General features: G+C 31.9%; 25 protein-coding genes and 2 tRNA genes. 13 read left to right on the plus strand and 14 right to left on the minus strand.

Going from position 1 to position 24,884, the window contains the following annotated elements; genetic code table 11:
* Positions 1–40 precede the first annotated feature (40 nt).
* Together bioD and DZ67_RS0103375 are read left to right on the plus strand one after the other, a co-directional pair.
* Positions 41–658 (plus strand): dethiobiotin synthase, encoded by a 618-nt coding sequence (gene bioD, locus DZ67_RS0103370; RefSeq protein WP_024787262.1) that lies wholly within the window; start codon positions 41–43, stop codon positions 656–658.
* A complete protein-coding gene (locus DZ67_RS0103375; protein WP_084021777.1) occupies positions 659–1,063 on the plus strand; it encodes a hotdog domain-containing protein in 405 nt (134 codons plus the stop codon).
* Here DZ67_RS0103375 and DZ67_RS0103380 read toward each other — a convergent pair whose 3' ends face one another.
* From DZ67_RS0103380 to DZ67_RS0103400, 5 genes are read right to left on the minus strand one after another with little or no spacing between them, the layout of a single operon-like run.
* The gene (locus DZ67_RS0103380; protein WP_024791768.1) at positions 1,064–2,464 is read right to left on the minus strand and encodes a DEAD/DEAH box helicase; all 1,401 of its coding nucleotides are present in this window, start codon (positions 2,462–2,464) and stop codon (positions 1,064–1,066) included.
* Between the two features lie 17 nt (positions 2,465–2,481).
* Positions 2,482–3,030, minus strand: coding sequence for a DUF2393 family protein (locus DZ67_RS0103385; protein ID WP_024790723.1), 549 nt, complete (start codon positions 3,028–3,030; stop codon positions 2,482–2,484).
* On the minus strand, positions 3,027–3,695 hold the full coding sequence (gene hisIE / locus DZ67_RS0103390) for a bifunctional phosphoribosyl-AMP cyclohydrolase/phosphoribosyl-ATP diphosphatase HisIE (protein ID WP_024787265.1): 669 nt from the start codon (positions 3,693–3,695) through the stop codon (positions 3,027–3,029). The genes DZ67_RS0103385 and hisIE overlap by 4 nt, the downstream gene beginning before the upstream one ends.
* Positions 3,685–4,746 (minus strand): prohibitin family protein, encoded by a 1,062-nt coding sequence (locus DZ67_RS0103395; RefSeq protein ID WP_024790724.1) that lies wholly within the window; start codon positions 4,744–4,746, stop codon positions 3,685–3,687. Before DZ67_RS0103395 ends, hisIE begins: the two co-directional genes overlap by 11 nt.
* Positions 4,747–4,748: 2 nt before the next feature.
* A complete protein-coding gene (locus DZ67_RS0103400) occupies positions 4,749–5,669 on the minus strand; it encodes a branched-chain amino acid transaminase (RefSeq protein WP_024787267.1) in 921 nt (306 codons plus the stop codon).
* Between the two features lie 64 nt (positions 5,670–5,733).
* On the opposite strand from DZ67_RS0103400, the gene DZ67_RS0103405 reads away from it, so the two are divergent.
* Positions 5,734–7,197, plus strand: a complete 1,464-nt coding sequence (locus tag DZ67_RS0103405) for an aldehyde dehydrogenase family protein (protein ID WP_024787268.1) — start codon at positions 5,734–5,736, stop codon at positions 7,195–7,197.
* A 91-nt stretch (positions 7,198–7,288) separates the two neighbouring features.
* Here DZ67_RS0103405 and recO read toward each other — a convergent pair whose 3' ends face one another.
* The gene (recO, locus tag DZ67_RS0103410) at positions 7,289–7,906 is read right to left on the minus strand and encodes a recombination protein RecO (RefSeq protein ID WP_024787269.1); all 618 of its coding nucleotides are present in this window, start codon (positions 7,904–7,906) and stop codon (positions 7,289–7,291) included.
* Positions 7,907–7,993: 87 nt separating this feature from the next.
* Here recO and gltB point away from each other — a divergent pair, with 87 nt between their 5' ends.
* The 5 genes from gltB to DZ67_RS0103435 are packed head-to-tail and all read left to right on the plus strand — an operon-like array spanning position 7,994 to position 15,587.
* Positions 7,994–12,367 (plus strand): glutamate synthase large subunit, encoded by a 4,374-nt coding sequence (gene gltB, locus DZ67_RS0103415; protein WP_024787270.1) that lies wholly within the window; start codon positions 7,994–7,996, stop codon positions 12,365–12,367.
* 33 nt (positions 12,368–12,400) lie between these two features.
* Positions 12,401–12,670: a NifU family protein gene (locus DZ67_RS0103420; RefSeq protein ID WP_024787271.1), complete on the plus strand. Its 270-nt coding sequence runs from the start codon at positions 12,401–12,403 to the stop codon at positions 12,668–12,670.
* A gap of 18 nt (positions 12,671–12,688) precedes the next feature.
* Positions 12,689–13,144 carry a hypothetical protein gene (locus tag DZ67_RS0103425; RefSeq protein WP_024787272.1) on the plus strand — a complete coding sequence of 152 codons (456 nt, stop codon included), beginning with the start codon at positions 12,689–12,691 and terminating at the stop codon, positions 13,142–13,144.
* Positions 13,141–14,616: an ArnT family glycosyltransferase gene (locus DZ67_RS0103430; RefSeq protein WP_024790725.1), complete on the plus strand. Its 1,476-nt coding sequence runs from the start codon at positions 13,141–13,143 to the stop codon at positions 14,614–14,616. The genes DZ67_RS0103425 and DZ67_RS0103430 overlap by 4 nt, the downstream gene beginning before the upstream one ends.
* On the plus strand, positions 14,613–15,587 hold the full coding sequence (locus DZ67_RS0103435; protein WP_024787273.1) for an FAD-dependent monooxygenase: 975 nt from the start codon (positions 14,613–14,615) through the stop codon (positions 15,585–15,587). The genes DZ67_RS0103430 and DZ67_RS0103435 overlap by 4 nt, the downstream gene beginning before the upstream one ends.
* 33 nt (positions 15,588–15,620) lie before the next feature.
* Here the strand turns inward: DZ67_RS0103435 and DZ67_RS09775 are convergent, their stop codons facing one another.
* Positions 15,621–16,220, minus strand: coding sequence for a phosphatase domain-containing putative toxin (locus DZ67_RS09775; RefSeq protein WP_024790726.1), 600 nt, complete (start codon positions 16,218–16,220; stop codon positions 15,621–15,623).
* Between the two features lie 33 nt (positions 16,221–16,253).
* On the opposite strand from DZ67_RS09775, the gene DZ67_RS0103445 reads away from it, so the two are divergent.
* Genes DZ67_RS0103445 through DZ67_RS0103455 form a run of 3 tightly spaced genes read left to right on the plus strand, consistent with a single transcriptional unit; the run spans position 16,254 to position 18,852 of the window.
* Entirely contained in the window at positions 16,254–17,189 is a 936-nt protein-coding gene (locus DZ67_RS0103445) for a glycosyltransferase family 2 protein (protein ID WP_024787275.1), read from the plus strand.
* A gap of 6 nt (positions 17,190–17,195) precedes the next feature.
* The gene (locus tag DZ67_RS0103450) at positions 17,196–18,041 is read left to right on the plus strand and encodes a lysylphosphatidylglycerol synthase transmembrane domain-containing protein (RefSeq protein ID WP_024790727.1); all 846 of its coding nucleotides are present in this window, start codon (positions 17,196–17,198) and stop codon (positions 18,039–18,041) included.
* Positions 18,034–18,852, plus strand: a complete 819-nt coding sequence (locus tag DZ67_RS0103455; protein ID WP_024787278.1) for a PLP-dependent cysteine synthase family protein — start codon at positions 18,034–18,036, stop codon at positions 18,850–18,852. The genes DZ67_RS0103450 and DZ67_RS0103455 overlap by 8 nt, the downstream gene beginning before the upstream one ends.
* Here DZ67_RS0103455 and DZ67_RS0103460 read toward each other — a convergent pair.
* The 5 genes from DZ67_RS0103460 to DZ67_RS0103480 form a co-directional block, all read right to left on the minus strand.
* Entirely contained in the window at positions 18,842–19,150 is a 309-nt protein-coding gene (locus DZ67_RS0103460) for a phage holin family protein (protein WP_024787279.1), read from the minus strand. The two genes, DZ67_RS0103455 and DZ67_RS0103460, sit on opposite strands and share 11 nt — an antisense overlap.
* The gene (locus tag DZ67_RS0103465; RefSeq protein ID WP_024787280.1) at positions 19,147–19,401 is read right to left on the minus strand and encodes a hypothetical protein; all 255 of its coding nucleotides are present in this window, start codon (positions 19,399–19,401) and stop codon (positions 19,147–19,149) included. Before DZ67_RS0103465 ends, DZ67_RS0103460 begins: the two co-directional genes overlap by 4 nt.
* A gap of 289 nt (positions 19,402–19,690) precedes the next feature.
* Complete coding sequence (locus DZ67_RS0103470; RefSeq protein WP_024787281.1) at positions 19,691–20,836, minus strand: murein transglycosylase domain-containing protein; 1,146 nt, start codon at positions 20,834–20,836, stop codon at positions 19,691–19,693.
* Positions 20,837–20,868: 32 nt separating this feature from the next.
* Positions 20,869–20,945, minus strand: a tRNA-Thr gene (locus DZ67_RS0103475).
* 55 nt (positions 20,946–21,000) lie between these two features.
* Positions 21,001–21,076: transfer RNA gene (locus tag DZ67_RS0103480), tRNA-Asn, on the minus strand.
* Between the two features lie 126 nt (positions 21,077–21,202).
* On the opposite strand from DZ67_RS0103480, the gene DZ67_RS0103485 reads away from it, so the two are divergent.
* On the plus strand, positions 21,203–21,859 hold the full coding sequence (locus tag DZ67_RS0103485; RefSeq protein WP_024787282.1) for a molybdate ABC transporter substrate-binding protein: 657 nt from the start codon (positions 21,203–21,205) through the stop codon (positions 21,857–21,859).
* Positions 21,850–22,515, plus strand: a complete 666-nt coding sequence (locus tag DZ67_RS0103490) for a molybdate ABC transporter permease subunit (protein ID WP_024789480.1) — start codon at positions 21,850–21,852, stop codon at positions 22,513–22,515. The genes DZ67_RS0103485 and DZ67_RS0103490 overlap by 10 nt, the downstream gene beginning before the upstream one ends.
* On the opposite strand, the gene argJ is transcribed toward DZ67_RS0103490, so the two are convergent.
* Together argJ and DZ67_RS0103500 are read right to left on the minus strand one after the other, a co-directional pair.
* Positions 22,512–23,687 carry a bifunctional glutamate N-acetyltransferase/amino-acid acetyltransferase ArgJ gene (gene argJ, locus DZ67_RS0103495; protein ID WP_024790728.1) on the minus strand — a complete coding sequence of 392 codons (1,176 nt, stop codon included), beginning with the start codon at positions 23,685–23,687 and terminating at the stop codon, positions 22,512–22,514. The genes DZ67_RS0103490 and argJ overlap by 4 nt on opposite strands.
* Positions 23,688–23,739: 52 nt before the next feature.
* Positions 23,740–24,867 carry a potassium channel protein gene (locus DZ67_RS0103500; RefSeq protein WP_024787284.1) on the minus strand — a complete coding sequence of 376 codons (1,128 nt, stop codon included), beginning with the start codon at positions 24,865–24,867 and terminating at the stop codon, positions 23,740–23,742.
* Positions 24,868–24,884 lie beyond the last annotated feature (17 nt).

The following is a 24,884-nucleotide window of genomic DNA, read 5'->3' on the forward strand; positions in this document are numbered from 1 at the left end:
TAACTGCCTTTTTTATTATAATTATACAAAAAGGTTTTGAATGAATATATTTATTTCGGCAGATAATACAAATTCCGGAAAAACATACACCGCTATAAAACTTATTGAAGCTCTTTCAAAAAAAGGGTATAAAGTAGGCGTTATGAAGCCCATTGAAACTGGAGTGGAAAAATATCCGGAAGATGGAAAAAAATTATTTGAAGCAGCATTAAAATACAATAAAAATTTAAATAACCTGACACTAAAGGATATTGTACCTATCCAGCTGCACCTTCCGGCAGCTCCAATTGTTGCGGGAGAGATTGATTTTGAAAAAATAAAAAAAGCTTATTATAAAATTAAACCATTATGTGATATTTTACTTATTGAAGGTGCCGGAGGTTTATTAGTTCCAGTAACAGAAAATTTTAAAATGCTAAATTTCTTAAATTTTTTTAATGCAAAACTTTTTTTAGTTATTTCAAGCCGTCTTGGAATGATTAATGATTTTTTATTAAATAAATTCTATTTGGAAAACAACAGTATTGATTATATCTGGGCTATTAATCTGTCTGATAAAAATTATTTTGATATATCCCATCCTTTTATGAAAAAATTCAATCCTATGTTTATTCAAAAAGATTTAGATAAAATAATAAAAAAATTATTAGGAGAATAAATGAACGAATTTGAAGTGGAATTAAAAACACATACAAAATATCTGCCTAAATTCGGAAGACTGATTGAGCTTAAAAAAGATTACGCAAAAGTAATATTGGATACCTCGGAAGAAATGGCTGTCGATGAGTACGGCTTAGTTCACGGAGGATTTACATTCTCGGCAGCTGATTTTTGTGCCATGGCCACTGTAAACGAACCTTATGTTGTACTGGTCAGAAGCCAAAATGAATTTTTGGCCCCTGTTAAAGTAGGTGAGAGTGTTGTATTTGAAAGTGAAGTAATGATGAAAGAAAAAAGAAAATGGGAAGTGAAAGTAACAGGAAAAATAGATGAGATTAAAGTTTTTGAAGGGATTTTCGGATGTGTTGTTTTAGATAAACACGTATTAAAGAAGAATGTATAATTATCTTCTTCTTCCTCTATTATATCTATTGCCTCTTTGATTCCTGTTTTTGTAATTTCTTCTGCCTGAATTAGAATTGGAGCTATTAAATTTTTCTCTTTCAATCAATCTTTTTGCCTCTTTTAAACTTTTGCCTATTCTTTCTTTTCCTTTTGCTTCTTTTTCAAAAAGCATGGCCGCAAATTTAGTTGCAATGGTGAATAAATCAAATTCATTTTGAAGTTCTTCTATGATTTCTATAGATTTCGGACTTGCGTCAATATTATTAATTTTTTCTATTATTTTTTTAATTTCTGTATTTTTAACATCTTCAAGTGTAGGTATTTCTTTAAGAGTTATTTTCGAAATTTTTTCTATCTTGCTAAGAGCTTTAAATTCATACGGAGTAACAAGCGAAATAGCCATCCCCTCTTTCCCTGCCCTTCCTGTTCTTCCAATTCTATGAACATAACTTTCAGGATCAAGAGGCAAATGATAATTAAACACGTGGCTTACGTCGTTAACATCAAGCCCTCTTGCAGCCACATCTGTAGCTACCAATATATCAAGTTTATTGGTTTTAAAATTTCTTATAATAGTTTCTCTTTTTCTTTGTTCCATATCTCCGTGAAGTCCGCTTGCATTTAATCCAATGCCCTTTAAATATTCTGCAACATCATCCACATCCCTTTTTGTTCTACAAAATACTATAGCCTTGCTTGGGGCTTTATAATCAATAAGTCTGATTAACGCGTCTTTTCTTTCATGCTCATCAATAACATAACAATATTCTTTAATATTTTCATTTATTAAGTTTTGTGTTGTAATTTTTACAAATTCAGGCTCTTTTAAAAATGTTTTTGCAAGGTTTAAAATCTCTTTTGGCATTGTTGCGCTGAAAAGCAGTTTTTGGGCATCATTTGGCACAAATTTGAAAATTTCTTTTATATCGTCCAAAAAGCCCATATCAAGCATTTCATCCGCTTCATCAAGCACTACAAATTTAGGAGCTATATCTATTCTTCCGCTGTTAAGTAAATCAATAAGCCTTCCCGGAGTCGCAACTATTACCTGAGAAGTTTTTATCTGTGAAATCTGTCTATTGTAACTGCTTCCTCCGTATACACTGGCTGTATGAATTCCCAAATCTCTGCCGTATCTAAATATTTCTTCACTTACCTGAATGGCAAGTTCTCTTGTAGGGGTTACAATTAATGCTTTCTCCCCTTTCTTAAGCATATTCAAAATAGGAAGTCCGAATGCAGCCGTTTTACCGGTTCCTGTCTGGGCCTGTGCCACTATATCTTTTCCTTCTAAAATCAGGGGGATCGCTTTTTCCTGAATAGGAGAAGGTTTTTCAAATCCAATCTCACTTAATCTATGCAATAATTCTTTTTTTAAATTAAAATCGCTAAAATTCATCTGTTTCCTTTTTATTTTTAATGACAATACAACTTATAATTAATATAGGTGTTTGTAAAATAGGGAGGATAAGGCACAATGGCAGAAAAATTTTTAATCTCTCCGGGAATCAAATTTTTTACAATTATTCTTGTCGCTTTAATAGTATTTGGCTTTTGCTGCTGTTTTTCTTTTGCTCCAAATATACTAAGGCCTCCAGGTTTAAAAAAAGTTCCTTTTGGAACCTTTCCGCCCCATCCGTTATTTACAAGTTTTATTTCAAGCTTGCAATAATTTATTTTAAATTTACCTATATTTTTAACTTTACCTTTAACTACTAACGTTTCATTGATAAGCACTCTTCTGTTTCTAACATCAATCAGTTCGGCTTTTTTGGTATATTTTTCCAAAATAATAATACTAAGTACCGCACCAAAAGACGTAACCAAAAAAGAAGCAAATATCATACTTATAACAAGCCCGGTTTTATTACCGGCAGCTTTAATGGATAAAAAAGTCAAAAATATAAATAAAATTAAAAAAAAAGCCAGGCTCAGCCAGTGAAGAAATGTAAAATAGGGAATCATTTTTTTCGGTTCCTTTTTTCTTCTATACCGCTTACGCCTTCTCTTCTTTTCAGCTCTTCCAAAATAGCCTCCGGATGTATATTTTTATACGCCAGAGCCACTAAAGCATGAAAAGCCAAATCAGCAGCTTCATAAATTATTTCATCTTTTTTATCATCTTTAATAGCAAAACAAAATTCACCTGCTTCTTCAACAACTTTTTTAAGTATTGTGTTTTCACCTTTTTTGTATAAAGAGGCTACATAAGAAGTTTTGGGCGAAGCGTTTTTTCTATCAAGTAAAGTATGATAAAGCTTATCTGTGAAATTATACTCTATTTCTTCCTCTTTGTCGAGTATTATTTCACCGCTGTCCAATTTGGTAAAAAAACATGATTTCCTGCCTGTATGACAGGCAACTCCGTTTTGTTTCACTTTAAGTAAAAGTGTATCATTGTCACAGTCAAGCAAAATTTCTTTAACTTCCTGGGTATTGCCGCTGCTTTCCCCTTTTTTCCAGAGTTTATTTCTTGATCGGGAAAAATAGTGGGCAAACCCTGTTTTTTGGGTAAGTTCAAGCGCTTCTTTATTCATATACGCAAGCATTAAAACCTCATTTGTATCCGCTTCCTGAACTATTACAGGCACAAGCCCCCCGTTTTTTTCAAAATCAACTTTATTTACCATTACTCAAAGCCTTTTTTTTATCATCGATATTCATCCATATATTAGGAACTGCCCCACCAGGGGTTAAGAATATCTTTACATTAGGATTGACTTTAAGCGCATCGTTAAATTTGCCCTGAACTTCTATTTCTTTAAGTTTTAACAAATTATTTGTAAGTGATTTAGAAATAATTATATTTGCTTTTGCTTCAGCGCTGGCTTCAATAAGTTTTGCATCAGCTTTCCCCTGGGCTTCTATTTTTGCCGCATTGGCTTTACCCTGGGCTATTGCCGCTTGTTTCTGGGCTTCCTGCTCGGCTCTTAACACTTCATATTTTGCCCTTTCGGATTCTTGTTTTGCAATTTGAACCCTTTCTATCTGTTTTCTTATATTTTCAGGCAAAACAATATCCCTTAATTGAAAACTTTCAAAAATAACAGGTTTATGGTCTATTTTATTTAACGTGTCTCTTATTTGTGTTTCTATCTGCATGGCAATTTCATTTCTTTTTACAGGTAAATCTTCGGCCGGGTATTTTCCTATTACATTTCTTACCACATCTCTTACTATAGGATTAATTATTTTATCTTCCCAGTTCAGACCGTATGTTTTTATGGTGTAAGCCGCTTCATCGGGGTTTATCCTGTAACTGACAGAAAGTTCAACCGTAATAGGCAAACCTCTTGCATCAAGCACGTTAATAGCGGGATAAACTTTTATTGTTCCGTATCTGTCGGGCATAGTTCCGGCTTCTTGTATTCTTTTATAACTTATCATATGAACCTTGGTATCTACAATAATCACCTTTTGAATAACAGGGACATAAAAATGCATTCCGGGATATAGCGGCTCTTTGGAAAATTTTCCTGTCGTGGACAAAATACCGATTTCTCCTTCGTTTACAATAATCCAAGGTCTGAATAAAATTCCAAAAACAATGATTATCCCTATTATTATTAAAGCGAGACCGCTGCCTCCTTTTATAAATTTCGGAGGTTCAAACTTCGGAGGTTCGAAACCCGGTTTTTTGTTATTGTTTTTATTCATCCAATCATTTAAATCAGCAGGCATAATTATCCTTCAATAAGCGTCAAATAATGTTTGTAGCCTTTATCTTTTCCATAAACTACATCAAAATACGCTTCTTGTAATTCTTTTGTAATTTCCCCTCTTTTACCGCTGCCTATAATTCTTCCGTCAACTTCTTTTACGGGAGTAACTTCTGCGGCGGTTCCGGTAAAAAACGCCTCGTCAGCGATATAAACCTCATCTCTTGTTATTCTTCTTCTCTGAATTGGAATATCTCTTTCACGGGCAAGTTCCAAAACAGTCGCCTGGGTAATACTTTCAAGAGAATTGTCATTTGGAGGGGTTATTAAAACACCGTCTCTTACAATAAAAAAGCATTCCCCGCTTCCTTCAGCGACAAATCCTTCCTCATCAAGCATTAAAGCCTCTTCATATCCGCATTCAACCGCTTCATATTTTGCCATTTGAGAATTTAGATAATTAGCGGCAGCTTTAGCTTTTCCAAACATTGATTTTACAGAGTTTCTTACTAAAGAAGAAATCTTAACCCTGATTCCGTTTTCCAACCCTTCTTCACCGAGATATGCACCCCATTCCCATGCGGCAATTGCAACCCTTACAGGAGCTCCTATATGATAAAGTCCCATTTTTCCGTAACCAAGAAAAATCAAAGGTCTTATATAAACATTTTCTTTAAAATCGTTTTTTCTAAGTAGTTCTATCTGGGCATCTTCCAATTCTTCCTGGGTAAAAGGCACATCAATTTTTACTATTTTAGCAGAATTTAACAGCCTTTTTGTGTGGTCCTGAAGTCTGAAAATAGCAAGTCCGTCTTCGGTTTGATAAGCCCTGGTTCCTTCAAAAACTCCGTTTCCATAATGAAGTGTATGAGTTAAAACATGTACTTTTGCCTCATTCCATGGAACAAAATTTCCATCCATCCATATGTATTTTGCTTCGTTCATTTTTAGCCTTTTTTAGCGATATTTTATCATAAATTTGCTATAATTAATACAAAAAGGAAAAACAATGGGTTTCTTGGAAAGATTTTCGGAAATATTTAACACAAAAAAACAAGATTTTATTGCAAAAAAACTTATAGGCTCAAATGAAGAAGACGGAGAAATCGGAGAAATTATCAACCCGTATCTCAAACAGGTAACTACAAAATATATTAAATGCGCCCCTGAAGATGCAAAAAGAGCCCTTGAAACAGCAAAAAATGCATTTGATAAAACAAAAAACTCCTCTTTGGCACAAAGAATCGCCTGGATTGAAGATGTTGCAAAAAAACTTGAAGAGCAAAAAGAAGAATTTGCACAATACATCACCCTTGAAGTTGCAAAACCGATTTCGCAGGCAAAGGTGGAAGTAACCAGGTGCATTGAAAATTTAAAAATAACAGCTGCTGCGGCTTACGATATTGTCGGAGAAACAATTCCCACAGATGCAACTTTTAGCGGTGTTAAAACTACATCATTTTATAAAAGAGTCCCGCTTGGGGTGGTAGTTGCGATAACACCATTTAATTTTCCTCTTAATCTTGTAGCCCACAAAATTGCCCCTGCCCTCATCTCCGGAAACAGTGTGGTATTAAAACCGACTCCGGAAGCTCCATATACAGCCTATGCATTTGCAAAACTTTTTATTGAAAGTAAATATGCAATTAAAGATGCCTTAAGTGTAGTTTACGGAGATGCCGAAGTTGGAAGTACTCTTATTAAAAGTGGAGTTCCGAGAAAAATAAGCTTTACAGGAAGCGTTCCTGTAGGAAAAATAATTACACAAAATGCCGGAATCAAAAAAATAACACTTGAACTCGGCGGAAACGCAGCAACATTTGTAGAAAATTCGGCTGACCTTGACTGGGCGGCAAAAAGATGTGCAATAGGGGCTTTTGCAAACTCAGGTCAGGTATGTATTTCACTTCAGAGAATTTATGTAGATAGCGAAATTTACGAAGAATTTGCCCAAAAACTGGCAGTTGAGGCGGCTAAATTAAAAGTCGGCAATCCTTTTGAAGAAGATACATTTATGGGGCCTTTAATTAATGAAGATGCGGCAATCAGGGCTGAGAGATGGATAAATTCCGCAGTTAAAGAAGGTGCGAGAATAATTTCCGGAGGAAAAAGGGAGGGGAACATTTTAACTCCTACCATTTTAGCAGATGTAACGGATGATATGAATATAATCTGCGAAGAAGTGTTTGCCCCAATTGTCAGTTTAGTAAAAGTCAAAAGTTATGAAGAAGCTTTAAATAAAATAAACAACTCACCTTACGGTCTGCAATATTCAATTTTTACCAACAGAATAGATTTGATGCAAAAAGCAATCAACGATTTTGAAGCCGGAGGCGTAATAATCAACGACATTCCGACATTAAGATTTGACATCCAGCCTTATGGAGGGGTTAAACTCTCAGGTATTGGAAGGGAAGGTCCTAAGTTTGCAATTGAGGATATGACAGAAATTAAAACAGTAATAATTAGATAAATGTTAAATGCTAAATTATTATTTTAATTAAACATTAGGCATCATTTTTCACCACTCACTACTCACCACTCACTACTCACCACTCACTTTTTTATATTCCAAGAGATAATATTTTCCAGAGTTTTTCTATTTCTTCGTCAGAAAAAAGGATAGTTTTTTTTTCGTTAAACAATATATCTATTTTTTCCGCGTCAAAACCGTCGGACATAATACATTTTTCGTGGGCCACTAAAAAACTTCTTGCAAGCGCAATTTTTTTATCAACTTTTTTTTCGCACAAAAAACAGTTTTTGTCTTTATAGAGTCTCCCCTCTTTTTCAAGCAATCCCGCATAATGTTCGATTATTGCCCTTTTTGCATCTCTTTGATGCAGAGATTCGGCCAATCGAAACAATGAATCATAATAAAAATTATCAACCCTGCTTACATCTGTAAAATGAATATTTAAAAGTCTTACATATTCTTTAAAATAAAACAGTTTTTCCCTTTCGAATAAAAATTTAAAAGGAATCTGAGCCACATTTCTTAATCTTTTTATAGTGCTTTTATAATTTTCTTCTACAACAAAATCTATAAAAAAACCACTATTTATATAAGAATGTCTCGCACCGTAAAATCTGTACAAACTCAGCACTTCAGTATTTGTTATAATTTTTACAATTAAATCTTCGTCTCTTACCCTCACTGTGTTTAATATTAAGCCTCTCATAAAAAAATTATATCAAAAAGAGCGTTAAAAATATGCTATAATTAGAAATTATAAAATTAGGATAAATAACCTCTTAAAAGGAAATATATGTCAGGATTAGAATTTAAAGACAACTGTGGCTTCGGAGTAATAGCCAATATTAAAGGAAAAACTTCTCATAAATTAGTAAATGACGCACTAATTTCACTTGAAAGAATGATGCACAGGGGTGCTATTGCAGCTGATGGAAAAAGCGGTGACGGCAGTGGACTTCTTTTTTCAATGCCTGAAAAATTTTTTAAAAAGATAGCAAAAGAAAACGGTATAGACTTACCTGAAAATTTTGGTATAGGCGTAATTTTTTTAAAAAATGAAAATCAAAAAACAACAGTGGAAGAAATATGCGAAAAAAATGATTTAAAGGTGGCTCTTTGGAGAGAAGTACCTATAAATATTGAAGTTTTGGGGGAATTTGCCTTAAAAACCCTTCCTAAGATTTATCATGCATTTATAATTCCAAATTCCATTATAGCAATAAAAAGATTCGAAGAACTTTTATATCTGACAAGAAAAGAGATAGAAAATTTTATAGAAGACAAAGAATTTTACATTCCTTCTTTTTCAAGCAAAAAAGTGGTTTATAAAGGTCTTTTAATGCCAAATTATTTAAAAGAATTTTATCCTGATTTGGCAGATAAGGATTTTGAAATTTATTTTGCTTTGTTTCATCAAAGATTTTCTACAAACACCCTGCCGGAATGGAGACTGGCACAGCCTTTCAGATTTATAGCCCATAACGGTGAAATAAATTCAATACAGGCCAACAGAATAAACACGCTGATTAAAAGCGAATCAGTAAAATCGGATGTATTCAGCAAAGAAGAATTACAAAAGCTCCTTCCGGTAATAAGATTCGATGAAAGTGATTCAAGCTCACTTGACAGGATGATGGAATTTTTAATAATGAACGGAATGGATTTTTTCAAGGCTGTAAGGGCGCTAATTCCAATGCCTTGGCAAAACGCCCCTTATCTTGACAGCGAATTAAAAGCGTTTTATGAATATTTTTCAACACGTTTTGAAGCATGGGACGGACCTGCCGCTATCAGTGTGAGCGACGGGAGATATATTGCCGTAGTACTTGATAGAAACGGGCTCAGACCAGCAAAATATACAATCACAAAAGACGGCAGAATTTTAATAGCAAGTGAATACGGGGTACTTGATTTGAACGATACAGAAATAGTAGAAAGAGGAAGACTTCAATCCGGCCAGATGATTGGAGTTGATACAAAATTTGGAGTAGTGCTTAAAAATAAAGATATAGACGAATATCTTAAATCAAGCAATCCTTATACAAAATGGCTTAATGAAAATATGATTTATCTTCAGGAATATATTGAAAATCCATACAGTATAGACGAAAATATCAATTTAAACGATTTGGTTTATAAACAAAGATACGCCGGAATAACCAAAGAAATTATAAATTTGGTAATAAAACCTATGATGAGTGATGCAAAAGAGCCTACCGGAAGTATGGGAGACGACTCGCCTCTTGCATGTTTTAGCGATTATCCTTTTAGAAGTTTTAACGACTTCTTCAGACAAAAATTTGCCCAGGTAACCAACCCTCCTATTGATTCATTAAGAGAAAAAATCGTAATGAGTTTAAACACAGGTTTTGGAGAAGTTCACAATATTTTGGATGAAGCACCGGAGCATGCAAAAAGGGTAAAAACAACCTCTCCTATTCTCACCCAGACAAAGCTTGAAGTATTAAAAAGCTTCGGTGACGAAAATTCACCTAAATTTGAAAGTGACTATAAAAACGCCTTTTATTCAACACTGTTTAAAAAAAATTTAAAAGAGACTCTTGAAAAATTAACAGATAAAATAGTAAAAGACGTAAAAAACGGTGTTAGAATCATTTTTCTTGACGACAGAAATATAGATAAAGACCACAAAGCCATACCGATGGCCATGGTAATCGGCAGACTCCATAAAAAACTTCTGGATAACAAATTAAGACATCTTACAAGCATAGTGGCTATTACAAATGAAATTACAAACCCTCATGATGCGGCTGTACTGATAGCGTATGGGGCAAGCGCCATTTATCCGTATTTACTGTTTAAAACAGTTACCCAAATAGCAAAAGAAGAAAACATAGACAGGGAAGACGCTTTATTTAACGTTCATTCGGCACTTAATAAAGGTATTTTAAAAATAATGTCAAAAATGGGAATTTCCACAATTGCAAGTTACAGAAATTCTGCCCTAATGGATATAATCGGCTTAAGCGAAGAAATTACAAAAGAGTGCTTTATAGGAAGCAAAACCCTGCTTTCTGGATTAACATATAAAGATATAGAAGAGAAAATTAATATCCGTCACAAAAAAGCATTTGAAGAAGACAAACTCGATGCCGGAGGAGTTATAAAATACAGACGAAACGGAGAATACCATGAAATAACTCCGGAGCTGACCAAAACATTCAAAAGAATGTTAAGCGGAGAAAAAAAGGATTATGAAGAATTTAAAAAATTAGTTGAAAACAGACGGCCGACATATATAAGAGATTTCCTTGACATAAATTCAGATAAAAAGCCGGTTTCAATTAATGAAGTGGAAAGTGCCCAGAATATTGTTAAAAGGTTTATAGGCGCAGCTATGAGTATAGGAGCATTAAGTCCCGAAGCCCATGAAATAATTGCCCAGGCTATGAATGAACTCGGAGCTAAAAGCAATTCCGGTGAAGGAGGGGAAGATAAAAAAAGAAATAAAACAATAAAACAAAGTAAAATTCGCCAGGTTGCATCAGGAAGATTCGGTGTAACGCCTGAATATCTGGTCAATGCCGAAGAAATTCAGATAAAAGTGGCCCAGGGTGCAAAACCAGGTGAAGGAGGACAGCTGCCGGGCTTTAAAGTTTCTACATATATTGCCAAACTAAGACACACCACACCTGGTAAAACATTAATTTCACCTCCTCCGCATCATGATATTTACTCAATTGAAGATTTGGCTCAGCTTATATTTGATTTAAAACAGATTAACCCAACAGCCACAATCAGCGTAAAATTAGTTTCAACCGCCGGGGTAGGGACTATTGCCGCCGGGGTAGCCAAAGCATATGCCGATAAAATAGTAATAAGCGGAAGCGAAGGCGGAACAGGTGCCGCCCCTCTAACATCTATAAGACATGCCGGCAACCCATGGGAAATCGGCTTGATAGAAGCCCACAATTCATTAAAAGAAAACCAATTAAGGGAATTTGTTTCTCTGGAGACAGACGGAGGATTAAAAATTGGAAAAGATGTAATATTCGCTGCCCTTTTGGGAGCGGAATATTATGCGTTTGGTACAAGTTTGTTAATGGCGGTTGATTGCATATTTTGCAGAAGCTGTCAGACAAATAAATGTCCGGTAGGTATTACTACTCAAAATCCCGATTACAGGGCTAAATTTAAAGGCAATGTTGATAAAGTAAAAAAATATTTACTTAATCTTGCCGAAGATGTTAGAGAACATCTGGCAAAAATGGGATACAAAAGTTTGGATGAAATAATAGGCAGAAACGACTTAATAAAAATAAAAGACATTCCAGAAGCTAAAAAATTTGATTTTTCAGCACTCTTTAGAAAAGTAGAAGGTTTAAACACAAAACAAAAAGAAAACGTTCCGTTTGATAAAAACGAGTTTGAAAAAGAATTACTAAATAAAGTAATAGAAACAATTAAAAATCCAAACCATAAATCTGTGGTAAAAGCAAAAATCATTAATTTAAACAGAAGTTTCGGGGCAAGAATAAGCGGTGTAATAGCAAAATATTACGGTGACAACGGTTTAAATGACGATTCTATTATTTTTGAATTAAAAGGTGTAGCAGGGCAAAGTTTTGGGGTATTTTTAAGTAAGGGCGTAACATTGAAACTAAACGGAGTTGCAAACGATTATGTAGGTAAAGGCATGGCCGGGGGGAAAATTATAATTACCCCTAAAAAAGAAGGGGCGGCGGCAGGTAATACATGCCTTTATGGGGCAACTGCCGGAAAACTCTTTATTGCGGGTATTGTAGGTGAAAGATTTGCAGTCAGAAATTCCGGAGCCGTTGCAATAGTGGAAGGAACGGGAGATCATCCTTGTGAATATATGACAGGCGGGGAAGTTATAATTTTAGGAAAAACAGGTATCAATTTCGGTGCCGGTATGACCGGCGGAGTGGCATTTGTATATGACAAACATCACGATTTTGTAGATAAAATAAACCCTGAACTTATAGAAATCAGGAGAATAGATATAGATGAAAACGAAAAACCGAAAATTTATCTTAAAAAAAGACTTATAGAATATTATAATGCCACAGGAAGTGAAAAAGCTAAATTTATTTTAGATAACTTCAGAAGCGAAGTAAGACATTTTTGGCTTGTAACACCAAAAGACAACCGCCCGCCGCTTGATCCAAACGATATGGATTAATTTTTTTCTTTAATAAATAAAAAAAGGATTCTAATGAAAAATTTTGATGAAATGAACTTAAAAGAAAAAATAGAAGCAATTGAAGAGGTAATAAAAAAAGATATTTTGCCGATGCTTGCTTTTGACGGTGGAATGGCGGAAATTCTTGATGTCAGGGAAAGCAACGGGGAAACACATGTATATATTAGATACGGAGGTGCCTGTGCCGCCTGCAGCAGCGCCGGAGGTGCGACACTTTTTGCCATTGAAGAAACACTTAGAAAAAGATTAAATACAGATAAAATCAGGGTATTTCCTATTTAATAGTGAAAGTGGTGAATAGTGAAAATAGTCAGTAGTAAAAAATTATTTTTTCTTCTTTTTACAATTGCATTTTTAATACCGATATTTATTACTATTTTTTTCTCCCATTTTTCTCCGTTTTGGAAAGTTTTATTCTTAGTAATTTATCCCAAAATGAATTTAATTTATTACGGATTTTTAATTTTGTTTTTATTCTTAAGTTTTAGTAAAAAATATTCACATTTTGCCGTTATTACAGGAATTTTGTATGTTATATTTTTTTATTTTTATTTATGTATTTTTTATTATGCCCTGCCTTATTTCAAAGCAAAAGAAATAGCAAAAAAAGAAAATGCTATTTTTACAACTGCCGATAATTTAGGAAAAATAAAAGATTACAAACTTTTATATAAAAATTCAGTTTTTGTTGTAATAAAAAAAACAAAATATAACCATACAAATCCGTTTAATTACAAAAAACAAAGAAATCAATGAACACAAAACAGTTTAAATTCTGGCTATTTTTAGCAATACTGATTAATTTTTTCTTAACACTTTCCCTTACTCCCCTTTTTAACCTTGATGAAGGTGCTTTTAGCGAAGCTACAAGGGAGATGCTTCATAACCACAATTACATTACAACATTTTTAAACGGGGAATACCGTTTTGACAAGCCTATTTTAATTTACTGGCTGCAGTTAATTAGCATTAAAATTTTTGGCATAAATGAATTTGCTTTTAGGCTACCGAGTGCTGTTGCCGCCACTTTTTGGGCTCTTGGAATTTATTTTTTTACTAAAAAAATATATAATGAAAAAACAGCGCTGATCAGCAGTTTTTTAATGGTTACAACCTTACAGATTGGCCTAATTGCAAAAGCGGCTATTGCAGACAGTTTACTTAATATGTTTATAGCTTTTTCCATGTTTAGTATTTATCTTTATTTAAAAGAAAAAAAAGAAAAATATCTGTTGTTTGCTTTTGCCTTTATAGGATTTGGCACTTTAACTAAAGGTCCGGTTGCAATTATGATTCCTTTAGTTGCCACTTTTATTTATATGTTAATAAAAAAAGAAATTAAAGAATTTTTTAAAATGGTTTTTAATATAAAAGGCATAATTATTTTTTTAATTATTGCACTTCCGTGGTACGTGGCAGAATATATGCAAACGGGAGACAAATTTATTGAAGGATTTATTTTAAAACACAATATTCACAGATTCACATCGCCTATGGAGCATCACAGGGGAAACTATTTTTATTATATTCCTGTTGTTTTAATCGGACTGCTTCCCTGGAGCAGTCTTTTTATTACTTATTTAATAAAATTAAAAAATTTAATAAAAAATGATTTTACTCTTTTTGGCAGTATCTGGTTTTTCTTTGTATTTTTGTTTTTTTCAATTTCCGGGACTAAATTACCCCATTATGTAATTTACGGATATACCCCGCTTTTTATTTTTATGGCTTTAATGACAAATAAAATTAGAGAAATATATTTGTCGTTTCCTTTAATTTTATTTATTCTGCTTTTATTGGCTCTCCCTTTTGTACTGGAAAACATTAAAAACACTGAAGTGCATTTAGCTTATACTGCAATCAAGCCTTATTTTGACTGGTTTTATTTTTTAAGTTTTATAATTTTACTTATTTTATCATTTATTAAAATGAAAGAGTTTAAAATTATTTTTTTAGGCTTTGCAAGCATATTTATATTAAATTATGTAGGATGGATTTATGCTCACGCAAGAGCAATTCCTGTAAAAGAAGCTGCTGTTTGGGCTAAAAAACATAATATTAAAAAAGTTTATTTAAAAACAGATTTACCGTCATTCAGTGTCTATTTTAATAAAATAACACCAAAAGAGCCCAAAAAAGGAGAAATTGCCCTTCTTAAAATAACTAAAACAAAAGGTTATAAAATAATTTATAAAAACGGACTTATTGCACTGGGAGTTAAAAAGTGAAAACATTAATAATAGGAGGAGGGCCTGCCGGGGCGACAGCCGCAAAACTTTTAGCAAAAAAGTATGATGTTACATTAATTCAAGACAGGGATTGGGATAAACCATGCGGAGGAGGGACTAAAATAAAACTTTTCGATGAAATGGACATTCCAAAAAATTTAATAAAACATAAATTAAATTATATTTATATGAATTATAAAAACACCAAAATAAAAATTGATTTAAAAGGTGAAAATTTAGCAATTGTAAAAAGAGCAGAATTTGACAAAACATTAAGAGAACTTGCCCTAAAAGAAGGTGCAAAATTATATTATGGAAAATTTAAAGGATTTAAAGAAAAAAAAGCTATAATTGAAATAAATAAAGAAAAAATTTTATTTGATTACAATATTTTAATAGCAGCTGATGGAGTTAATTCATCAGTTAGACGTGCAATAAACTTACCTCCTATTCCAAAAACAATAACACATTATGCAAAAATTGATAAAGAAATTGAAACTTGTGAATTTTATTTTGATGAAGCCTTAGGCGGCAAATATTATGCATGGGAATTTCCCCATATTAACAAAACGCATATAGGAAGTGTAGATAAAACAAGTTTTAATAATTTTTGTAAATTTTTAAATATAGAAGTTAAGCCAAAAGGCTATTTTATTCCAACCTGGCAAGAAAATATTGTTATTCAAAAAGATAATATCTATTTTGTAGGAGATGCCGCTTCTCAGGTAATGCCTATGAGTTTTGAGGGAATTTATTATGCCATTCATTCAGCCAAAATCTTAGCAGATTCAATTATAAATCAAAAAAATTATAAACAGCAGTGGAATAAAAGATTTTTAAAAGAATTTAAATTTATGAAATTTATTGAGAAAATTCATCAAACAAGATTTAGAGGTTTAATGGTCAATTTACATAAATTTGAATGGATGAGAAATTTTAGCGTTAATTTATGGCTACACAATAATAAATGATAAATGTTGAATTATGAATTTAAAATCCAGAATTTAACATTTATCATTTTCCACCTGGCTGTTTTTCAAACAGCCAGGTGAGCTTAATTTACTTTGCTCATTTGCGCTCATTTTCCATTGTTTATAGCTTTCATCCATAGCTTTTGTAGGAGAGCCTAAGTATGGAAAATGGCCGTATTTAAGGCTTAACATTGAATTATTTTTTTCACCTATTAAATATAAATAGGCTGCACTTACAAGCCCCGTTCTATCAGCCCCCGCCCTGCAGTGAATCAGCACAGGTTTTTTAGCATTTTTTATAATTTTTAAAACTTCATTTATTTTTTTAGGTGATTGAAACTCTTTATCGCTCATTTGAAAATCAATATGGGTTATATTATGCTCTTTACAAAACTTTATTTCATATTTATACCACTTTTTATCAGGATGGGCTCCTCTTAAATTAATTATTGTTTTAAAACGGTATTTTTTATAATATTTGGGAAAATCATATTCATACAGCTGGGCACTCCTGTAAATTCCGTCAGCTACCTTATGAAAATTGCCAACCTGTCTGATAACTCCAAGCCACATAACAACTAAAACAAGTATACTCCAAAAAATTAAAAACAGAAATTTAACTAAATTTTTCATAATTGATATAATATCATAAAAAAAGGGATTTTAATGAAAATTTCCGTGGTAGTGCCTTTAATGAATGAAGAAGAAAATATAAAATATTTAATTGAAGAAGTAGATAAAGCCCTAAAAGACTTTGATTACGAATTAATTTTAGTGGATGACGGAAGCACAGACAATACTGTAGAAGAAATTAAAAAAAGAATGAACGATAAAACAAAACTTGTTATTCTAAACAGAAACTACGGCCAAACATCTGCAATGGCCGCAGGTATAGAAGTGGCAAGCGGAGATGTAATCGTTACAATTGACGGAGATTTACAAAATGACCCAAACGATATTCCTATGATGATTGAAAAACTAAACGAAGGTTATGATGTAATTGCCGGTATAAGGGCAAAAAGACAGGATGAACCTGTCAGAAAATTTTTAAGCAAAATCGCAAATAAAATTATTAGAAAAATAACAGGCGTTTATATTACAGATTATGGATGTACTTTAAAAGTCTTTAAAAAAGATGTTGCAAAAAATCTCCAGTTATATGGGGAACTTCACAGATTTATTCCCATTTTAGCTAAAATGTATGGGGCAAAAATTACAGAAGTACCTGTTAGACATCATGAAAGAAAATTTGGAAAAAGCAAATACGGATTTAACAGAATTTTTAAAGTAATAAGCGATTTGATGTATTTAGTGTTTATGCAGAGATTTGGACAAAAGCCTATGCATTTTTTTGGGACAATCGGTTTTATAATGTTTAGTGTGGGGGCCTTGATTGACCTGTATCTGTTTATTTTGAAACTATTTGGAGAAAGCATAGGCAACAGGCCTCTTTTAACGGTAGGAACCGTATCTATTATTGCCGGTATTCAATTAATTACCACAGGATTTTTAGCAGAAATTATGATAAGAACTTATTATGAATCACAAAACAAAAAACCTTATGTTATAAAAGAAATAATAAATAGTAAAAACAGTGAGTAGTGAGTAGTGAGTAAAGAATTAAAGAAAAAAATTAAATTACTAATAAAAATAATTTTTATTATTTCAGCTTTTATAATTATTGTAAATAAAATTGATATTAATAAATTAAAAGAGATAAAGCTAATTCACCCAACTTTACTGATTTTGGCATTTGTTACTTTTAACCTCTCCCAAATTATTTCTGCTATGAGGGTTCACACATATTTAAAAAACATAAACGTAACACCAACATTTAAAACGCAGCTTATTTTATATTATCTCGGAATGTTTTATAATATACTTTTGCCGGGCGGTATAGGAGGGGACGCATATAAGGCTTATAAATTTCAAAAAAATTTTGAGGTAGGATATAAAAAAATAATAAAAGCCCTTTTAATTGACAGAATATCAGGTCTTTTTGCAATTTTTTTTATTATTTCCGTTTTAATTTTTTTCAGCAGATTTGATATGTTTATTATTTATGCCATTATACTTCTTGTCATTAGCCCTTTTATTTTATATTTTATTCATAAACTGCTTTTTATTGAATTTAAAAAAAGTTTTTTAAAAACATTTGTTTTTTCACTTATTATTCAATCCCTTCAGTTAATAAGCTTTATTTTTATAATGCTAAGTTTTAACATAAAACTTCATTTAATTGATTACGGGATTTTGTTTTTAATTTCTTCAGTTGTAAGCGTAATTCCTATTTCAATCGGTGGAGTTGGTTTAAGGGAACTTACTTTTCTTTATTCTTCAGATTATTTTCCAATAAATGCAGAAGTGGGAATTTTAGCAGCCTTTTTATTTTTTGTAATAACTTTGATTTCTTCAAGTATAGGAATTCTATTTTTAAGGAGCAAACATGTTTAACACACCTATTTTTCAGCTAAACAATATTTCAATCAAACTTGAATACAAAAACCCGGCAGGCAGCATAAAAGACAGACCCGCTCTTTTTATGTTAAAAGACGCTTTTTCAAAAGGATTCAGGGAAATTGTGGAAGTTACAAGCGGAAATACCGGAATTGCCCTTAGTTTTTATGCCAAAAAATTTGGTATTAAGCCTACTATTTTTATGCCGAAAAGTTTTTCAATAGAAAGGCAAAAACTATTAAAAATGTACGGGGCAAATTTAATTTTAACGGACGGCACAATAGCTGATGCTATAAAAGAGGCAAAAGAATACATAAAAAAACATAATGCTTATTATACAGACCAGTTTAATAACCCCTTAAATGCTCTTTCACATGAATACTCAACTGCACTTGAGATTTTAAATCAGGTTGAAAAAATAGATTATTTTGTCGCAGGTGTCGGAAGCGGAGGAACTATTACAGGTATTGCCAAAGTTTTAAAACCATTAGGAGTTAAAATAATAGCTGTTGAACCAAAAGAAGCACCTGTGATTTACAATAAACTTAAAAATGAAAATTTACCAATAAATAAACATAACATTCAGGGCATAGCAGCGGGGTTTATACCAAAAATAATTGATTTAAACTTACTTGATGATGTGATTTTGATTAAAAGTGATGAGGCGGTTGAATATATGAAAAAACTGCCGAATTTAGGAATTACAGGGGGAATTTCAACGGCCGCAAATATATTAGCAGCAAAAAAGTTAAACGGAAATATTGTTACAATATCACCTGACGGAATAGAAAAATACCTCAGCCTTTAAGGCGTTTTTTTATTGTAAAAATAAGACATAAAAAAACAAAAAAATAAAATCCCCCTATAATTAAAAAAGCATAATAACTTTTCATAAAAAGTTTTAAAAATTCATATACACCGAAACTTATAAAAATTAAAGACAGAATAAAAAATATTAATCCGATAATTCCAATAAACACAGCATTTAAGTATTGTGCTGTATCTTTTTTTATTTCTTCTTTAAAAGAAAATAACAAATTACTTCTAATTAATAATAAAACAACTTCTAAAATAGAAACAATTATATTGCTTCTTTTATCATTCATTTACTAAGTCTGCCAAGCAAAAATCCTATAATACCGGCTACCGCTATTGAAAAAACAGGATGTTCTTTTGCTTGAGACTTTGTTTGTTCTAATATTTCTTCGAGTTTGGCTTTTATTTCTTTTATTTTTTCATTGTCAAGTTTTGAATTTACACTGTTTTTAAGCTCATCTAAAATGTTTGTAACTTTTTTTTCATCTGCATTTTTAATTGCATCCTCAAGTTTTACCAAGGTATTGTTTATTTTTTCCATTTTTTTCCCTTTTTTTTATTTTAAATATTATATCATTTTTTGACACTGACTAAATAACGGAAAAGTAAAAATATGACAGCGTAGCGGAATTTAGCGAAAATTTTGCGTTTAAAAAATTGCACTTAACCCGTAAGGGCTGCGTAGCTGTTTGCAATTTTTAGTAAAATTTGAGCGGTGCTTTAGTAAAATGAAGCTCTCAGCTGTCATATTTTTATCTTTGTAGTTATTTTTGTATATTTCTACCATTTAGTCAATGCCCATTTTTTTAAATTACTTTTCTCAATTAAAATTATAATGCAATAAATTTATTTCTGTTTTTTAATACTTTAGGAAGATAATTTCTTCCCTCACTTGTAGGTAATCTATGAATTAATCTATAATAAACTTCATTTGGAGAAAGTAAATTGGCAATAGCAACCGCTCTGTCTTTTCTTATATTGAATACTCTTAAAACATTACCTATTCCGCTGTTATAAGAAGCTATCATCATATATTCACGGCTTAGGGGATTTTTTATTTTTGAAAGGTATTTATAATATAAAAGATTTAAATATGCACTTCCAATATTAATATTATTCTTAGGAACAAATAAAAATTCTTTACTTGGAATATGTTTATATCCGTAAGCTCTTTCATAACCTTCAACCCCCGCGGTAGTAGGAACTATCTGCATAAGTCCAAATGCTGGAACATAACTTACAGCATAAGGGTTAAAATCGCTTTCTGTTTTAATAATTCCAAGTATCAGACTCTTAGAAATTGAATATTTTTTTGAATAGGTTCTAATAAAAGGCAAATATTTTTTAGCCCTGAGAGTTTCGCTGTTTTTGACTAACGGGAATGACACATAATAAATTTTTTGATTTTTATATACATAACTTTTTAGATTATGTCTTATTAAATAACTGGAATACCTGTTTGCCCTCCATTTATATAAAACCAGTTTCCCTTCAAAATCATATATTTCACCCGCCAGAAAAGGTTTTCCTTTTAAAACTATTTTATCACTGAATAAATCTACGCTTCTTGGGTCATCTGGCATAAGCATTGTGTTAACCAAAGCTTTTTGCAAAATTTTTTTATAATTTTTATCAATTGTTTCAACCCTTACTAATCCTTTGTCAAAATCAATAATAGCTCTTGCCCTGTAATGATTTGAATACTTAACCAGTTTTTTGATAGTCGGCTTCTCTGGATTTTGCCAAATAGAAATTGCTTTTGTAAACTCTTTAACTTCTAAATTAAAATGATACAAAAAACTTTTTACATCTTTTGCAAGAGCCTGGGGATGTGTTAAATAATAATCTTTTTTCCTGATTAAATAATGCTTTAACGCAGACTTCGGATTTTTAGAAATTGCTACGGACGCAATATTTTGATAATCACTAACACTGCAGCCGGTTAAAAATAAAATAGCCAAAAATATTTTTTTCATAGACATAATTATATTAAAAATTTAACAATATATGGAGCCGGCGACGGGATTCGAACCCCCGACCTGCTGATTACGAATCAGCTGCTCTGGCCAACTGAGCTACGCCGGCATTAGTGACAGACACTTAAATATAAAAATTGTTTAAAATTTTTTCATTTATATGATGGCTCCGGCGAGAGGACTCGAACCTCTGACCCGACGGTTAACAGCCGTCTGCTCTACCGACTGAGCTACGCCGGAATAATTATGGATTGAAATTATATCAAAAAATAAAAAAAATACAATTAAATTTGAAATTTGCTTGACAAAATAAAAAAATTATTTTAAAATACGTTATATAAATAAATATATAACGAAAGGATAAAGATGAAAAAATTTATTTTACTAATTATTTCATTAAAAATTTTTGCAAACTGTATTATAGGAATCACCGGTGGATATAAAGAAATCTTTAAACCTTTAATAAAACAATACAATTTAATACACAAAGAAAAAATAACTGTAATTTACGGCCCTCTGGGAACGCTTATTGCAAATGCCAAACTTAAAAACATTTCTATGATATTCGGAGAAAAAGAAACATTAAAACAAAACGGTTTTAATTCTTTTATTCCTATTGGTAAAGACAACTTAACAATTATTTGCAGAAAAAAAACAAATTTAGACGATTTAAATCAAACAAAAATTGCAGTTCCTAATCCAAAAGGAACTATTTATGGCAACAGGGCAGAAGAATTTTTTAAAAATATTCATATTCATCCTATAAATGAATTAACAGTATCAATGATGCCTCAGGGAATTAATTATTTACAGATGAATATAGTAGAGTGTGCAGTCGCAAATGAGGTAATGGCACTATTTTTAAAAAACAAATATTCATATATTGAAATAAAAAAGAATTATACACCTATAATTTTAGGTTTTTCATCAATAAAAAAAAGTAAAACGTGTGTTGATTTTATTAAATTTTTAAAATCTGAAAAAATAAAAAAATATTTAAAAAGCAGGGGGATATGCATTTAAACGAAGAAGCCATATTTTCAATTGTTCTTACGCTTAAAGTGCTGGGGGTAGATTTAATACTGCTGCTTACAATAGGAAGTTTAATATCTTTTTATCTGGCGGAATCACATTCCTTTTTCGCTAAAATTTTTTCTTTTATACTTGATTTACCCCTGGCCCTTCCGCCTATTGTAACAGGTTTTTTACTTTTATATTTTCTTTCACAAAACACTGTTTTAGGCCAAACACTGTTAAAATTAAATATAAATCTTGTTTTTAATTTTTATTCGTTAATTTTGGCCGGTTTTATTGCATCTCTTCCTCTTTATTCCAAACCTGTGATTTCAGCAATAAAACATTATCCTATGAATATAAAAGAAGCTGCATATATAAGCGGTAAAAGCAGGTTAAACACATTTATATTTATAATTCTGCCCGGAATAAAAAAAACATTTTTAGTATCGGTTATTTTATCCGTAACAAGAATATTTTCAGAAATCGGTATTTCTTTAATGCTAGGAGGAAATATCCCGTTTAAAACAAATACCGTTTCACTTGAAATTTTTACAAGCGTATTCAACGGAGATTTAGATACCGCTTTTCATTTAAGTATTATTATGTTTATAATTTCTCTTTTATTTTTTATAACATTAAAAATTTTGGAAAAAGAACATTAAGTTCTGTATTCCGCATTTATCTTTACATAATCATAACTCAAATCACAGCCAAATGCCCTGAATTTGCCATCACCTATTCCGATATCAACTTCTATTTTAAAAGAATCTTTTTTCATAACTTTACGGGCTTTTTCTTCTGTAACTTTGTCAAAACAGTTTTTCCCCTTATCATATATTAAAACATCTCCTATTTCAATGGATAAAGTGTTTTCATCGCATTCGATCCCGCTTGCCCCAATTGTTGACGCAATTCTTCCCCAGTTAGGGTCTTCTCCGAAAATTGCCGTTTTTACAAGAAGCGAATTTGCAAGAGCTTTGGCGGCAATCTTGGCTTCCAATTTATTTTTAGCGCCTTTTACATTAAAAGCCACCAGTTTTGTAGCACCCTCCCCATCTTTTACAATATCAGTTGCCAGTTTTAGCATTACCTGATTCAATGCTTCCCTAAAAGCCCCTTCTTCATAATCACCCTCGTTTGTACTCATTAAAAAAACGCTGTCGTTAGTGGATGTATCCCCGTCAACACTTATTGCGTTAAACGTATTATCATTAATTTCACTCAATATTTTTTTCATTTTTTCTCGGGGAACATTTGCATCAGTCACTATAAAACAAAGCATTGTAGCCATTGCAGGGTTTATCATTCCGGCTCCCTTGGCAACACCTGCAATTTTAAATTTTCCAAAATTTCCTTCTACTTCAAAAGCTATTTCTTTATAAAAGCTGTCTGTGGTCATTATTGCTTTTGCAAAATTCTTGGAATTTTTAGCATTAAAATCAAATTTTTCTATAGCACTCTTTATTTTTTCTTTATTTAGTTTTACCCCAATTACTCCGGTTGAGCTCATTATAGGATTTATTGCATCTATTTTTTCATTTAAAAAACTTAAAATCTCTTTAATGTCATTAATTCCCTCTTCCCCGGTTAAGGCGTTTGCATTTTTTGAATTTGCCAGAATAAAATTTGTTTTTTCAATATTTTTGTTTAAAACATATTTAACTGGCGCCGCTTGAAATTTGTTTGTAGTAAATAAATAAGCTATATTCATGATTTTTTCACTTCTTATAAATCCCACATCAAAACCATCTTTTTTGAATCCTGCATTTACACCGTCTGCATAAATCCCGTCTATTGCACAAAGTCCGTTTTTTATTGGTGTTATTCTAAACATTTTAATCCTTTTAATTTTTCTCACAACTCACAACTCGCTACTCACTATTCACTTATATAAAATCAATATTTTTGGGTCTTTTTGTACTTCTTATTACAAACCTGGCTTTAACCATGTCTTTTGAAGTACCGATTACCAACACTTTATCCCCAGGTTTAAGAGTATATTCGCCTTTTGGAACAGGCACGAATTTTCCGCTTGCTTCTTTTACTCCGACAACACTTACATTAAACAATTCTCTTAAATGTGCGTCTTTGAGTTTTTTATATGCAAGCCACGATTTTTTACTTACAGTTATTTTTTCCAGATTAAGAGGGCTATCTGTAGAATATACAAATTCCTCCAAAATATTTTTAACATCTGGATTTGCGGCTATTGCCGTCATTCTTTTAGCAATCAGCTTATTAGGTGAAATTACTTCATGGGCCCCCAGTTTTTGAAGTTTTTCTATATCTTCTTCTGAATTTGCTATTGAAAGAATATAATAAGGATGCCTTTTTAATTCTTTTTCGTATAATTTTACACTGCTGATCAGTGCTATATTGTCGGCTACATTTTTGGATAGAGATATTACACCTTTTGCACTGCTAAGAGATGCCTTTTTAATAGAAACCGTGGTATGAGGATCCCCTTTTACAAAAAAAGGATATCTGTTCTTTTTGGCAATTTCTTCCAAATTATCATTATTGTCTATAACAACAAAAGGAATATGGGCATGTCTTAGTTCTTTTGTCACATCTATGGTATATTCGTTATGAAAACACACGACATAATGATTTTTAAGTCTTGCTATTTTATAAAGCATTCTGTTCTCCTTAAGTAGTGCAAAAAGGCGGCCTTTATTAATCACATCCACTAAAATACCCACCGCATAAGAAAATACGGCAAATCCTGCAATAATCAAAAATATTGTAAAAAGTCTGCCAAGCGGTGAAATGGGGGCTATTTCACCAAAACCCACCGTGGTAAAAGTAATTCCAGTCTGATAAATTGCATCCATCAAAGAAAAATGATCAATTGCAATATATCCCAAAGTACCGAATAATTCGATTAAAACAGTAAGTATTATCGGGGCTCTGAAAGGTTTTAGCTCTCCCCAGATTTCATAAGAAAGGTCTACTTCGGGCTTTTTTGTTCTTTCCCAGTTAAAGAGTTTAGCAAGTTTTTCTTTAAAAGTCATAAAAACCCCATAAAGAG

Source organism: Lebetimonas sp. JS138 (assembly GCF_000523335.1).
GTDB lineage: Bacteria > Campylobacterota > Campylobacteria > Campylobacterales > Nautiliaceae > Lebetimonas.